At 26.9% G+C, this 14,659-nt stretch carries 14 protein-coding genes and 1 tRNA gene; 14 read left to right on the forward strand and 1 reads right to left on the reverse strand.

The features are described from left to right. The first annotated feature begins 16 nt into the window (after window positions 1-16). The 11 genes from nrdR to tgt are packed head-to-tail and all read left to right on the forward strand — an operon-like array spanning window position 17 to window position 9,935. Window positions 17-472 carry a transcriptional regulator NrdR gene (gene nrdR, locus Q7K47_02635; protein ID MDP0506104.1) on the forward strand — a complete coding sequence of 152 codons (456 nt, stop codon included), beginning with the start codon at window positions 17-19 and terminating at the stop codon, window positions 470-472. Between the two features lie 26 nt (window positions 473-498). Then, a complete protein-coding gene (gene fmt, locus Q7K47_02640; protein ID MDP0506105.1) occupies window positions 499-1,443 on the forward strand; it encodes a methionyl-tRNA formyltransferase in 945 nt (314 codons plus the stop codon). After that, window positions 1,444-2,295 carry a bifunctional methylenetetrahydrofolate dehydrogenase/methenyltetrahydrofolate cyclohydrolase FolD gene (folD, locus tag Q7K47_02645; protein ID MDP0506106.1) on the forward strand — a complete coding sequence of 284 codons (852 nt, stop codon included), beginning with the start codon at window positions 1,444-1,446 and terminating at the stop codon, window positions 2,293-2,295. Further along, window positions 2,295-2,768: an ACT domain-containing protein gene (locus Q7K47_02650; protein MDP0506107.1), complete on the forward strand. Its 474-nt coding sequence runs from the start codon at window positions 2,295-2,297 to the stop codon at window positions 2,766-2,768. Before folD ends, Q7K47_02650 begins: the two co-directional genes overlap by 1 nt. 35 nt (window positions 2,769-2,803) lie before the next feature. After that, entirely contained in the window at window positions 2,804-3,253 is a 450-nt protein-coding gene (locus Q7K47_02655) for a biotin/lipoyl-containing protein (GenBank protein ID MDP0506108.1), read from the forward strand. Window positions 3,254-3,275: 22 nt separating this feature from the next. Next, window positions 3,276-4,574, forward strand: coding sequence for a hemolysin family protein (locus tag Q7K47_02660; GenBank protein MDP0506109.1), 1,299 nt, complete (start codon window positions 3,276-3,278; stop codon window positions 4,572-4,574). Further along, on the forward strand, window positions 4,559-5,218 hold the full coding sequence (locus Q7K47_02665; protein ID MDP0506110.1) for a DUF502 domain-containing protein: 660 nt from the start codon (window positions 4,559-4,561) through the stop codon (window positions 5,216-5,218). The genes Q7K47_02660 and Q7K47_02665 overlap by 16 nt, the downstream gene beginning before the upstream one ends. After that, window positions 5,202-6,047, forward strand: coding sequence for a hypothetical protein (locus tag Q7K47_02670; GenBank protein MDP0506111.1), 846 nt, complete (start codon window positions 5,202-5,204; stop codon window positions 6,045-6,047). Before Q7K47_02665 ends, Q7K47_02670 begins: the two co-directional genes overlap by 17 nt. Continuing rightward, the gene (locus tag Q7K47_02675) at window positions 6,044-6,559 is read left to right on the forward strand and encodes an adenine phosphoribosyltransferase (protein MDP0506112.1); all 516 of its coding nucleotides are present in this window, start codon (window positions 6,044-6,046) and stop codon (window positions 6,557-6,559) included. The genes Q7K47_02670 and Q7K47_02675 overlap by 4 nt, the downstream gene beginning before the upstream one ends. A gap of 26 nt (window positions 6,560-6,585) precedes the next feature. Continuing rightward, on the forward strand, window positions 6,586-8,757 hold the full coding sequence (locus Q7K47_02680) for a bifunctional (p)ppGpp synthetase/guanosine-3',5'-bis(diphosphate) 3'-pyrophosphohydrolase (protein MDP0506113.1): 2,172 nt from the start codon (window positions 6,586-6,588) through the stop codon (window positions 8,755-8,757). Window positions 8,758-8,765: 8 nt separating this feature from the next. Continuing rightward, window positions 8,766-9,935 carry a tRNA guanosine(34) transglycosylase Tgt gene (gene tgt / locus Q7K47_02685; protein ID MDP0506114.1) on the forward strand — a complete coding sequence of 390 codons (1,170 nt, stop codon included), beginning with the start codon at window positions 8,766-8,768 and terminating at the stop codon, window positions 9,933-9,935. A 252-nt stretch (window positions 9,936-10,187) separates the two neighbouring features. On the opposite strand, the gene Q7K47_02690 is transcribed toward tgt, so the two are convergent. Continuing rightward, a tRNA-Arg gene (locus Q7K47_02690) sits at window positions 10,188-10,264 on the reverse strand. Between the two features lie 120 nt (window positions 10,265-10,384). Here Q7K47_02690 and Q7K47_02695 point away from each other — a divergent pair. The 3 genes from Q7K47_02695 to nagE all read left to right on the forward strand — a co-directional run bounded on the left by Q7K47_02695 (window position 10,385) and on the right by nagE (window position 14,653). Continuing rightward, the gene (locus Q7K47_02695; protein MDP0506115.1) at window positions 10,385-11,263 is read left to right on the forward strand and encodes an ABC transporter substrate-binding protein; all 879 of its coding nucleotides are present in this window, start codon (window positions 10,385-10,387) and stop codon (window positions 11,261-11,263) included. Further along, a complete protein-coding gene (locus Q7K47_02700; protein MDP0506116.1) occupies window positions 11,260-12,975 on the forward strand; it encodes an ABC transporter ATP-binding protein in 1,716 nt (571 codons plus the stop codon). Before Q7K47_02695 ends, Q7K47_02700 begins: the two co-directional genes overlap by 4 nt. A 220-nt stretch (window positions 12,976-13,195) precedes the next feature. Continuing rightward, on the forward strand, window positions 13,196-14,653 hold the full coding sequence (gene nagE / locus Q7K47_02705; GenBank protein MDP0506117.1) for an N-acetylglucosamine-specific PTS transporter subunit IIBC: 1,458 nt from the start codon (window positions 13,196-13,198) through the stop codon (window positions 14,651-14,653). Window positions 14,654-14,659: the final 6 nt, after the last annotated feature.

Below are 14,659 nucleotides of genomic sequence, written 5' to 3' on the forward strand. Positions count from 1 at the left end.
TTTTAGGAGGTAGACTATGAGATGCCCTTTTTGTAATAGTGAAAACACAAAGGTAATTGATAGTAGAGATTTTATAAACGGAAACTCAATCAAAAGAAGAAGAGAGTGTCTTAGCTGCAAAAAGAGATTCACAACTTATGAGAAAGTTGAAGAAAGAGATATCTATGTAATCAAAAGAGATAAAAGTAGAGAAAAATTTAATAAAAATAAACTAATTAGAGGTCTTTCTATTGCTACTATTAAAAGAAATATTAGTCAGGAAGAAATTGAAGAATTTGTTATAGATATTGAAAGATCTTTGCAAAATTCTTTAACTAGTGAAATCAGCACCAAAAAATTAGGAGATATTGTTATGTCCAAATTAAAAGATGTTGATGAAGTTGCCTATGTTAGGTTTGCCTCTGTTTATAAAGATTTTGATGATATTAAATCATTCATTAAAATTGTTGAAGAAATTAAAAAAAATAAATAATTAATAAAGTTTTGAAAGGAAAATATATGAAAATTTTATTTATGGGAACTCCTGATTTTGCTGTTCCTTGTTTAGATATATTAAATAAAGAACACGAAATAATCGGAGTTTATACTAAGGTTGACAAAATAAATCATAGGGGAAGAAAGATTGAATATCTTCCTGTAAAAAAATATGCTTTAGAAAATGATTTGAAAATTTTCCAACCTAATAAATTAAAAGATCCTGAAGTTATTGAAGAAATTCGTAATATGAATCCTGATTTAATAGCTGTAGTTGCTTATGGAAAAATAATTCCAAAGGAAATAATTGATATTCCTAAATATGGAATTATCAATGTCCATTCATCTTTACTACCAAGATTTAGAGGAGCTGCTCCTATAAATGCTGCTATTATGGCAGGAGATAAAAATACTGGAGTTACAGTTATGTATATTGCTGAAGGTCTTGATACAGGGGATATCATTCTTGCTAAAGAAACTCCTATTTACGAAGAAGATAATTTTGAGTCTCTTCACGATAGACTTAAAGAATTAGGAGCTGAAGCTATAAGTGAAGCTGTTAATTTAATGGAAAAAGGAGAAAATGATAGAATCATTCAAGATGATAGCAAAGCTACATTTGTAAAGCCTTTTAAAAAAGAAGATTTAATTGTTAACTGGAATCAAAGCGAAGAAGAAATATATAATTTTGTAAGAGGAATAAGTCCTATTCCTTGTAGTTTTTCTATGTTAAATGATAAAGTTTTAAAGATATATGAAGTTAAAAAAAATGGGCAAGTATACGATAATGGAGCTATTGGAGAAGTAGTTGGAAAAGTAAAAGGAAAAGGTCCTGTTGTTAAAACTAAAGATGGATCTGTTATTATAACTTCGGCTAAGCCTCAAAGTAAGAAGAGACTTTCTGGAGCAGATTTGTTAAATGGTAATTTTATAAAAATCGGTGAAATATTAAAAGGAGTTGAACAGTAATTGACTATACTAGATGGAAAAAAGTTTTCAAATGATATTTTAGAAGAATTAAAAGAAAAAGTTGCTAAGCATAAAGAAGAAGAAAATAAAGTCCCTGGACTAGCTGTTATAATTGTTGGAGAAAATCCAGCTTCTCAAATATATGTTAGATCAAAAGTTAGAGCTTGTGAAAAAGTTGGAATCAAAAGTGAAAAAATAACTTTTTCAGCAGATATTACTGAAAAAGAATTACTTGATAAAATAGAAGAATTAAATAATGATCCTTCTATGAATGGAATCTTAGTGCAGTTGCCTTTACCAAAACATATGGATGAAAAGAAAGTTTGTGATGCTATTGCTACTGAAAAAGATGTTGATGGATTTAAACCTGAAAGTTTAGGTAAATTATTAATTGGAGAAGAAGACGGATATATTCCATGTACTCCTCAAGGAATAATGTATTTACTTGATCAAACAAATGTTGATCTATACGGAAAAACAGCTGTTGTCATTGGAAGAAGTAATATAGTTGGAAAGCCTGTTGCAGGTTTACTTATAAATAGAGGAGCTACTACTACAGTATGTAATAGTAGAACTAAAAATCTTGATGAAAAATTAAGAGATGCTGATATAATTGTTGCTGCTTTAGGTTCTGCCAACTTTGTAAAAGGTAACATGGTTAAAGAAGGAGCTATTATAATTGACGTTGGAATAAATAGAGTAGATAAAAAATTATATGGAGATGTAGATTTTGAAGAAGTATCTAAAAAAGCATCTTATATAACTCCTGTTCCTGGTGGAGTAGGTCCTATGACAATTGCAATGTTATTAAAAAATACTTTAAAATCATTTGAAAAGGAGGGAAATAAATAATGGGTAGAAAAAAGAAAGGTGAAATAAAAGATGAAGGAAAAAAGGAATATTATATAGTTGACAAAAGAATATTACCTACTTCAATTCAAAATGTTATTAAAGTAAATGATTTAATACAAGAAACAAAAATATCAAAATATGAAGCCATTAAAAAAGTTGGACTAAGTAGAAGTACTTATTATAAATATAAAGATTATATTAAACCATTTTTTGAAAGTGGGCAAGAAAAAGTATTTAGTATCCATTTAGCTTTGATTGATGAACCTGGAATCTTAGCAAGAATTTTAGATGTAATTGCAAATCATAATATGAATGTTTTAACAATTATGCAAAACATAGCTATTGACGGAGTTGGCAGAGCAACTATAACTGTTCAAACCACTGAAAATGTTTTAAGACAAATTGAAGGTATGCTTGAAATAATCAGCGAAGTTGATGGAGTCAAAGAACTTAGAATCATAGGTAGTAATTAATTAAAAAATAAAGAATCAGAAAGGAAACAAAAATAATGAAAAATATAGACTTAAAATTAGTAGAAAAGTTAGCTGATAAAATGAATGAAAATTCTTTAAATGAAATTTCTATTGAAAAGGGAGACGAAAAAATAACTTTAAAAAGAGAAATTAAAGGTCAGCCTGTAGCTCAAGTACAAAATACTGTTGTTAAAAAATCTGCACCAGTAGCTAAAGTTGCGCATACTAATAAAGAAAAAGAAATAATTAAAGGAAATATCATTGTAGCTCCAACTGTTGGGACATTCTATAGTTCCCCAGCTCCAGGAGAAGCTCCATTTGTTATGATGGGAGATAAAGTTGAACCTGGAAAAACTGTATGTATTATAGAAGCTATGAAAATGATGAACGAAGTAACTTCTAATTTTAACGGTAAAATAGTTAAAATTTTTGTAGAAGATGGCACAGTAGTACAAAAAGGAGATCAACTTTTTGTTGTTGAATAATTAAGGAAGGTGTATTTGTCAATTGGAGACATTTCATGATTTGATTTTACTTATAATATTAATAATTCTTTCTGGAGTATTTTCTGCTTCAGAAACTGCATTAACGGCGTTTAAAAGTATAGCTTTAGAAGAAATAAATGATAAAAATCCTAAAAAAGGAAAAATGTTAAAAGAGTGGCTTAAAAAACCAAATGATATGTTAACTGCTCTTCTTTTAGGAAATAATATTGTTAATATTTTAGCAACATCCCTTGCAACTGCTTTTATTACTCAGATTCTTGCTGAAAAAGGCATGACTCATTCTAAGGGAGTATCAGTTTTCATTTCTACAGCTGTTATGACTACTATAATATTAATATTTGGAGAAATTACTCCTAAGATTATTGCTAAAAATAATTCATCACAAATATCTAGCAAAGTAATCAAACCAATATATATACTATCCAAAATCACTAAACCTCTAATTATTATTCTTACTGGAATATCTAAATTAATAAGTAGAATTCTTGGTATTGAAATAAATGATGAGATGATAATGATAACAGAAGAAGATATAATATCATATATTAATGTTGGGGAAGCAGAAGGTGTAATTGAAGAAGAAGAAAAAGATATGATTGAATCTATGGTTACTTTTGGAGAAACTTCCGCAAAAGAAGTTATGACTCCTAGAACTTCTGTATATGCCATTGAAGGAAATAAAACTATCAATGAAATTTGGGACGATATTACTCAACTAGGTTATTCTAGAATTCCTGTCTATAATGATGTCCTTGAAGATATCACAGGATTATTATATGTGAAGGATTTATTAAATGCTGTTAAAGAGGGTAAAATAGATCATCCTGTTAAAGAATTTGTAAGAAAAGCATTTTTTGTTCCAGAAACAAAACCAATTTTAAAAATACTGGCAGATTTTAAAGATAGTAAAGTTCATATGGCTATTGTGGTAGATGAATACGGTGGAGTAGTTGGTGTTGTAACTATAGAAGATGTTGTAGAAGAAATCTTTGGAGAAATCAGAGATGAATATGACAAAGAAGAAGATTCTATAAAAGATTTAGGAAATAATGAATATGAAATAGACGCTAAATTAGATATTGAAACAATTAACAAAGAATTAGATATTGAACTTCCTATATCAGAAGATTATGAAAGTTTAGGAGGTTTGATTTTAAACGAATTAGATGAAATGGCTAAAGTAGGAGACCTTGTAACTTTAGAAAATATTAAATTACAAGTTAAAGAAATTAAAAAAACTAGAATATCAAAAATTATCTTAAAAAAAGAAGGAGATAAGGGGCAATGTCTAGAAAATTAAAAAGTTATTTTTACGCTGGTTCAATAGTAATCTTACCTATATTTTTAACCGTATTTATAATAAACTGGATGGTAAATTTTGTTGTTATGCTTTCTAGTAAGTCTTTTACTGTGAAGTTAATATCTGAATTTATTAATAAATTTGGTTATTCTGAGATTAGGGAGTTAAAATATATAATATATTTTTTCTATGTTCTAGGTATTATCTTATTTATAATTTTTGTAGGGTATATCACTAGAAATATTTTAGGAAGAAAAATAACTTCTGCTATCAATAAAATAATGTATAGATTACCAATTATCAAACATATATATTCAACAATTAATCAAATTGTTAATCTAATATCTTCAAATAAAAATACAAGCTATAAAAAAGCTGTATTAATTGAATATCCTAAAAAAGGAATATACAGCATTGGATTTTTAACATCAGAAACTAATCCTTTAATAGAAAACATAGTAGGAGATAAAGTTTACAATATTTTTGTCCCAACTTCTCCTAACCCAACATCTGGGATGTTCATCGCTATGAAACAAAAAGATGTTAAAGTTTTGGATATTAAAATAGAAGATGCTATTAAATTAGTTATTTCGGGAGGAGTTTTAATTCCGGGAATGGAGAATAAGCATGGAACTAAAAAATAAAATTACACTTTTAATAGTTTCAACTTTAATTATAGGATGCTCTTCTGTAGATTCTAAAGAATTAAGACAAGCTGAGCATTCTCTTTTAAAAGGAATGAACTATTCAAGAGAACAAAAATATACTCAAGCTTTAAAAGAATATGATAAAGTCCTTGATATAGAATCTGATAATATTTATGCTCTTAAAGAAACAGCTAGAACTTATACTATTCTAGAAAATTATAAAGAGGCTCTTTCTTTTTATAAAAAAGCTTTAAAAGTTGATAATAAAGATACTCAATCACTAAAAGGAATTTCTTTTATTTATTATTTTAATGATAACCCTTCAAAGGCTTTAAAATATATAAATAAATTACCTTTAAATAAATTAGATACTGATTCTAAATTTTTCAAAGGATTCCTATTATTCCAAGATGGGGACGAACAAGAAGGAATTTTTGAAATTGAAGAAGCTTTTGATAAAATGAATAGCTTCAATAAAGAATATGCAGAAATTTATATGACTTTATTAAACAAAGAAAAAAAGATTGAAAAAATGAGAATATTTTTAGATGAAAACAAAGAAAAATATTTTGATAATGAAGCTTTCATAATTTTTTATACTGAAAGTATAGAAGAATATTTTTATGAATTTGATTTAGCAGAAGAAATCTTAAAAAGATATATTGCTACCCATAATGGAAGTAATGAACTTTTTATTAAATTAGCTAAAACAATTTATAATGGGCAGGAAAGAAAAAATTTAAAACAGAAAAAAAGAAAAAGTTATAAAAATATAAAAAAAGAAAACAATACTAAAATAAAGGGAAGGTTGAAAAAAATATTATGAATTACAAAGATTATATAGCATCAATAGTGGATTATCCTAAAAAAGGAATTATCTTTAGAGATATCACTACATTTATTTCTAACGGAGAAGTTTTCAAAGCTTCTATAAAAGATTTCTCAAACTACGCTAAAGAAAAGGGTGCTGATGTAATCGTAGGACCTGAATCAAGAGGATTCATTTTTGGATGTCCTGTTGCGTCTGAATTAGGATTAGGTTTTGTTCCTGTTAGAAAGCCAGGAAAATTACCAAGAGAAGTAGTAACTCGTAGTTATGAATTAGAATATGGAGAAAATGTTTTACAAATGCATAAAGATGCTATAAAAAAAGGACAAAAAGTTGTTATAATTGATGATTTATTAGCAACTGGTGGAACTACTGAAGCTGTTATTAAACTAATTGAAGAATTAGGAGGAGAAGTAGTTGGAATGGGATTTTTAATAGAATTAGAAGAAGAATGTAATGGAAGAGACAAACTCCAAGGATATGATGTTATGTCTCTTATAAAATATTAAATTTTTCTTTGGGGAAAGGAAAGCTTATGGAGTGTTGGCGTGAATTAGAAGAACGAATAAAAAAGAATAATTTAGATGTAGATTTAGATAGAATAAAAGAAGCTTATTATTTTGCTGAAGAATCTCATCTAGGACAATATAGACAATCTGGTGATAATTATATTCTTCATCCTACTGAAGTTTCTCAGATATTAATTGATATGAAAATGGATACTGAATCTATTGTAGCTGGAATTTTACATGATATAGTTGAAGATACATACATTACCCTTGCAGATATTGAATATAATTTTGGAAGTGAAGTTGCTCATTTAGTTGATGGAGTTACTAAATTAAAAAAATTACCTAATGGTACTAAACAGCAAGGAGAAAGCATTAGAAAAATGATGCTTGCTATGTCCAAAGACTTAAGGGTTATAATTATTAAATTAGCAGATAGATTACATAATATGAGGACTTTAAAATTTGTCCCAAATGAAAAACAAGTAAGAGTCTCAAAAGAGACTCTATCTATCTATGCTCCCCTAGCTCATAGACTAGGTATGGCTAAAATTAAATCTGAATTAGAAGATATTGCTTTTTATTATATTTATCCTGATATTTATCATGAAATTAAAGCTTTAGTTGATGCTAAAAAAGGTGAAAGAGAAGTATATATTCAATCTGTTGTAGCTACAATAAAAGATTTAATTGAAAAAAATAACTTAAAAGCAAGTATTAAAGGAAGATTTAAACATTTTTATAGTATCTATAAAAAACTATATGAAAAACATAAGGATTTTGATGATATCTATGATTTAATGGGAATTAGAATAATAGTTGATAATGTTGCCCAATGTTATCACGTCTTAGGAATAATTCATGAGCATTTTAACCCTGTACCAGGAAGAATTAAAGACTATATTGCAGTACCTAAATCAAATAATTATCAATCAATACACACTACAATTGTAGGTCCTAAAGGAAAATTTGTAGAAATACAAATAAGAACTGATGAAATGGATAAAATAGCTGAAGAAGGAGTTGCTGCTCACTGGAGTTATAAGGAAAAAATAACACCTAATAAAAAAGATAAAGTTTATTCTTGGCTTAGAGATATTGTAGAAGTTAATAAAGAAGCTGATAATGCTGATGAATTCGTTTCTACTGTAACTGGGGATATAATGGAAGATACTATTTATGTCTTCTCTCCAAAAGGAGATATTACAGAACTAAAAAAGGGTTCTACTCCAATTGATTTTGCCTTTGCAATACATACACAGGTTGGATGTAAATGTATTGGAGCTAAAGTAAATGGTGAAATTGTACCTCTTGATTATAAACTTAAAAGTGGTGACAGAGTAAATATTATAACTTCTAAAAGTGCTAAGGGACCTGGAAATGACTGGTTAGATATAGTGGTTACACATAGTGCTAAAAGTAAAATAAAGAAATGGCTAAAAGATAAAAAATGGGAAGAAAATATTAGACTAGGTAAGGATGCTATAGAAAAAGAACTTTCTAAGCTTCCTATACCTTTAACTTTAAAAGATTTAGAAGATAACTCTATTATACAAAAACATATTGAAAAGCATAATATTCCATCATATGATGATTTTTATTTTGTCCTAGGAGAAACTAGAAGTAAGGTTGACGTGGTTATTGATAAATTAAGAAATTATCAAGAAACTGAAAGATTAAAAAATAATCCAAATATACCTATATTTCAACCTACTAAAAAATCGCATAAAAAAAATGATTATGGAATAATAGTCGATGGTGTTGACAACACTTTAGTAAGATTTGCTAAATGTTGCACTCCTCTACCTGGAGATGAAATAGGAGGATATATTACAAAACTTACTGGAATTGCTATTCATAGAAGAGATTGTAAAAATTTCCAAAATATGATTCAACATGATCCTGATAGAGAAATTATTGTCCAGTGGGATGAAGATGTAATTAGTAAAAAAATAAATAAATATCAGTTTAAATTTTCTGTTATTGGAGAAGAGAATAAAGGATTAGTAATGGAAATTATTAATTTAATTGCTAATCACAAAATAACTCTAACTGATATTAATTCTAAGTCTCTTAGAAAAAATGGACGAAATTATATTAAAATTAAAGTAGCTATTGAAATAGCTCAGAAAAAAGATTATAAACTTTTAATTGACAATATAAAGAAAATTAAAGATGTTATAACTATAGAAAGATAGGAGAATCAATGCAAAAATTACCTGTAACATATGAATTATTAAAGAAAAATGGAAATGCTAGAGCTGGAATTATTACAACTCCTCATGGAAAAGTAGAAACTCCAGTATTTATGCCTGTTGGTACTCAAGGAACTGTAAAGGGTATGACTAAGGAAGAATTAATTGAACTTGGTTCTGAAATAATCCTAGGAAACACTTATCATTTACATTTAAGACCTACAGACGAAGTTGTTGCTAAATTTGGTGGACTACATAAGTTCAGTGCTTGGGAAAAACCAATTCTTACTGACAGTGGAGGTTTTCAAGTATTTAGTTTAGGAACTATTAGAAAAATAAAAGAAGAAGGTGTTGAGTTTGCCTCTCATCTAGATGGATCTAAAAGATTTATTTCTCCTGAAAAATCTATTGAAATTCAAAATAACTTAGGTTCTGACATAGTTATGTTATTTGATGAATGTCCTCCTGGGCAATCTTCAAGAGAATATTTAATTCCATCTATAGAAAGAACTACTAGATGGGCAAAAAGATGTGTGACTTATCATAAAAGACCTACTGAACAAGGTTTATTTGCAATTGTTCAAGGTGGAATTTATGAAGATTTAAGAGATAAATCATATAATGAATTAAAAGATATGGATGAATTTTTCTCAGGATACGCTATTGGAGGACTTGCTGTTGGAGAAAAAAAAGATGATATGTACAGAATTTTAAAACATATTACTCCTAAGTTACCTGAAAATAAACCTAGATATTTAATGGGTGTTGGAGAACCTTTAGATATGCTTGAAGCTGTGGAACATGGAGTAGATATGATGGATTGTGTTCAACCTACAAGAATTGGTAGACATGGAACTGTATTTACAAAGTATGGTAGACTTGTTATTAAAAATGCTTCTTATGCAGAAGATGACAGACCTTTAGATGAAGGATGTAATTGTTATGTATGTAGAAACTATAAAAGAGGTTATATTAGACATTTATTAAAAGCTGGAGAAATTTTAGGTCAAAGATTAACAACTTATCATAATCTTTATTTCTTAGTAAATCTAATGAAAAATGCTAGAAAAGCTATTTTAGAAGATAGATTTATTGAATTTAAAGAAGAATTTATTAAAAATTACTCTTTAAGAAAAGATTCTGAATGGATTAAACCTAAAAAAGTAGGAGAAGAAAAATAAAACAATTAAAAAAATCCCTTTAAATATAGAAAATAGGGATTTTTTTTTATGTGTGTACATTCTTTTAAAAAGTTCCATATTAGAATCCTTTATAAATAAAGGTTCTTTTTACGAAACACTCATATATATGTTACTCTATTTCATATAAAAATGCAAGGAATTTTTATCATTTTTTGATAAAAATTCAATTAATACTTAACTTTAAGCAAAAAAATACAACTACTTCAAGTAGTTGTTAAATACTATTTTATATGGCGCTCCCAATAAGATTCGAACTCATAACCCTCTGATCCGAAGTCAGATGCTCTATCCAATTGAGCCATGGGAGCTTACCATAAATAATATCATATAATTCTTTTAAAAACAAGACTTAAAAAAAATTTAACATAAAATTAGATTAATTAAAAAAAATAAACTATACTATAATTATAATGAAAAAAGGAGAAACTATGAAAAAATTAAATATCATATTACTATTTCTTTGCTTAGGTTTTTATACCTTTTCAATGAAATTAGAAAGCAATAAATATTTTGATAATTATGGTAACAGCATAAAACTAAAAAAATATAACCGTATCTTAATTACAGATCCCTCTTGTATTGAAATTTTTTACTTAATTGGAGCTGAAGATAAAATTGTTGGAGTTGCTAAAACTAGAATAAATAAAATGTGGCCTAATGAAAAAATAAAAAAACTAGAATCCGTTGGTACTGTTTCTAAACCTTCAATTGAAAAAATTTTAAAACTAAATCCTGATCTTGTTATATTAAATTTAATGTCTAGAGAAGTTGAAAATGTTTTAAAACAACAAAATATTCCATTCATTGTAGATAGATCAACTAGTTTTAATGAAATTTTTACAAAAATTAAAATGTATGGAAGGATAACTGGGAATGAAAAAAATGCACAAAATTTAATAAGTGAAAAAAAAGAAAAATTAAACAGAATACAACATAAATTTACTAAAGATTCTAAAAAATTAAAAGGTTTAGTTTTATATTCTACCTCTCCTCTTTTAGCTTACAATTCTAAAAGTATTCCAGGAGAAATATTAAATTTATTTAATATTGAAAATTTAGGAGATACCAAAATGGGAAATACACATATTATTTCCTCTGAATATATATTAAAAAACAATCCAGAAGTTATTATTTGTACTATGAAAATTAAAAACAAAGAAAGTTTAATTGAAAAAAATAATTATATAAAATATACAGATGCATATAAAAATAATAGAATTTATATTTTTGAATCTAGTAAAATTTTAAGAGGAAGCCCTCGAGTTATTGATAATCTAATGGAAATTTATGAGGTGTTATATAAATGAAAACTAAAAACTTAATATTAAAATATTATCAAAAAGAAAAAAAATTATTAACTATATTTATAATTTTCAATATAATGGTAACAGCTTTGGATTTAACTGCTCCTTTAGTTGTTAAAAATATAATTGATACAGCTATTCCAAAGAAAAATTTAAATCTAATTTTTTATTTATCCGTCTTAGTTTTATTTATGTATGGAGTAAGAACTATATTTGCTATTGTTTCATTTAGCAGAGGTCAATTAATGGGAAACAAAATTAAATACCATATGAGAAATGACTTGTTTAATCATATGCTTAAACAATCAAATGAATTTTTTAATAAAAAAGAAAAAGGAGAATTAATTGCTAGAATAACAAGTGATTTAGAAAATTCTTCTTCTCTTTTATATAGAGGCCTTCAAGATTCAATGTCTGCAGGAGGATCTTTAATCGGAAGTTTCTGTCTTATGTTTTTTTTCAGTCCTATTTTAACTTTAATTATTTTTTTACCTTTCCCATTTGGTTTTATATTTGTTTACTCTAAAAACAAAAAATTAAAATCTGGATATAAAGAAATTAGAAAAATGAATAGTAATTTTACAAGTACTGTCTATGAATTATTTAGAGTTATTTTATTTTTAAAAGATAATGTTCTTGAACAATATGCTAACAATAATTTTAAAAGAAGTAATAATAATCTTTTAATGGCTGAAAAGAAAAACTATTTAAATGTTGGAATTTTTATGTCTGGAGTCACTTTTTATGTTCATTTAACACAAATAATTCTAATTGGATTTGGTGGTTATCTATTTGTAGAAAATAAAATAACTTTAGGTATTATAATTTCATTCTTATTGCTTGTAGATAGATTTAAAATTTCTTTAATCAAACTTGCAGGGCTTGCTGATTCTTATCAAAAAGGAATGTCTGGTATAAATAGATTAAAAAATATGTTAGAAACAGAAGACAGCTCTTTTAAAGGCTCTAAAATAGTTCCTTTACCATTTAAAAATATTAAATTTGAAAATGTTTCCTTTTCATATGGAAATGAAAATGTATTAAATAATATTTCTTTCAATATTAACTCCAAAGAAAAAGTTGCAATTATTGGTAAAAGTGGTATTGGAAAATCAACTATTTTAAATTTAATAAAGAAAAACTATTTGCCCACTTCTGGAACTATCTCAATTAATAATATTGATTATAAAGAACTTAACAAAAAAAGTTTGCTTAATATGATGGGAATTTTAAACAATTCTGAAAATATATTATATGATACTATTGGAAAAAATATATCTGTTGTTAAAAATAAAAGTACCCTTGAAGATGTAAAAAACGCATCTAAAAAAGCTTATATCAATGATATGATCGAGAAATTACCTAAACAATATAACAGTATACTAGGAAATAAAGGAACTAATCTTAGTACTGGACAAAATCAAAGAATTTCTTTTGCTAGGTTATTTTTAAAAAAACCTGAAATAATTTTACTTGATGAGGCTACTTCAGGATTAGATAGTATATCTGAAAAAATAGTTATAAATAATATCCTAAAATTTCTAAAAGAAAAAACTGTTATTTTTGTAACTCATAGATTGGATATTATTAAAAATTTTGATAGAATCTTAGTTTTTAATGAAGATGGAATTGTAGAAAATGGCAATTTTGAAAAATTAATTAAAAATAAAGGCGAATTTTATAATTTATATGAAGAAAATAAAAAAAAATTCTAAATTTTTTTGAATTAAAAATTTAAAAATTATGTATTTTATATTTTTTCGTGAAAAAAAAAGTTAAAATAAACAGTTGATTTTAAAGCTATCTGCGATTTTTTAAAACATTCTCAGTAATAAATTCCAAAAAAAAGCTTGAAAAAAACCTAAAATGTATTATAATTATATTGTAAATGAAAATGAATTAAAAATTTAAAATTAATTTTAAGGAGGAAAAATTATGTTTGGTTATTTGCAAAAAATAGGTAAAGCTTTGATGGTTCCAGTTGCTGTTTTACCAGCTGCTGCGATTTTATTAGGTGTTGGATATTGGATTGACCCAGTTGCTTGGGGTGGAAATAGTGTTCTTGCAGCATTTTTTATTAAATCTGGTGCTGCTATAATTGATAACATGCCTATATTATTTGCTATTGGTGTTGCTTTTGGAATGTCTAAAGATAAAAATGGTTCTGCTGCTCTTGCTGGACTAGTTGGTTTCTTAGTAGTTACTACTTTACTTTCTCCAGGTGCTGTTGCAATGATTAAAGGGATACCTGGAAATGAAGTTCCTGCAGGATTCTCTAAAATAAACAATCAGTTTATAGGAATTCTTTGCGGAGTTATTGCTTCTGCTTTATATAACAAATATAGTAAAGTTGAATTACCTCCATTTCTAGCATTTTTTAGCGGAAGAAGATTAGTTCCTATTCTTACATCATTTGTTATGTTAATTGTTTCTTTTATCTTAATGGAAATTTGGCCTTTAATGTATAATGGACTTGTTTCTTTAGGAGAAGGTGTTTCTAAACTAGGTGCTGTTGGAGCTGGAATATACGGTTTCTTAAATAGATTATTAATTCCTGTGGGATTACATCATGCTTTAAATTCAGTTTTCTGGTTTGATGTTGCTGGAATAAATGATATACCTAATTTCCTTGGTGGAGCTAAATCAATAGCTGAAGGTACTGGTATTGTTGGAAAAACTGGAATGTATCAAGCTGGTTTCTTCCCTATTATGATGTTTGGTTTGCTTGGTGCATGTGCTGCATTTATTAAAACTGCTAAGCCTGAAAACAAAAATAAAGTTAAATCTATAATGCTCGCTGCAGGTTTTGCTAGTTTCTTAACAGGTGTTACAGAACCAGTTGAATTCGCATTCATGTTTGTTGCTCCTGGATTATATTTAATACATGCTTTATTAACTGGAATATCTGTTTTCTTAGCAGCTTCTTTTCATTGGATGGCAGGATTTGGATTCTCAGCAGGATTTATTGATTTATTACTTTCTACTAGAAATCCTCTAGCTAACAAATGGTATATGTTACTTGTTCAAGGAGTAGTATTCTTTGCTCTTTATTATACTATCTTCACTTTTGCTATTAAGAAGTTTAATTTAAAAACTCCTGGTAGAGAAGATGATGATGATACTGAAACTATTAAAAATTTCTCTGGTAAAAAAACTTCTAATACTGAATTAGCTGATTTACTTTTACCTCTTTTAGGTGGAAAAGAAAACCTAGTTTCTGTTGATTACTGTACTACTAGATTAAGATTAGAAGTTAAAGATAGTTCTATAGTAAAAGATGCAGATATTAAAAAATTAGTTCCTGGTGTTTTGAAACCGAATAAAACTAATGTACAAGTTATTGTTGGAACTCAAGTTGAATTTGTTGCTGAAGCCTTAAAGAAATCAATATAGATCAAA

Origin of the sequence: Fusobacterium sp. JB019 (genome assembly GCA_030673965.1) — a bacterium.
Taxonomy (GTDB): Bacteria; Fusobacteriota; Fusobacteriia; order Fusobacteriales; family Fusobacteriaceae; genus Fusobacterium_B.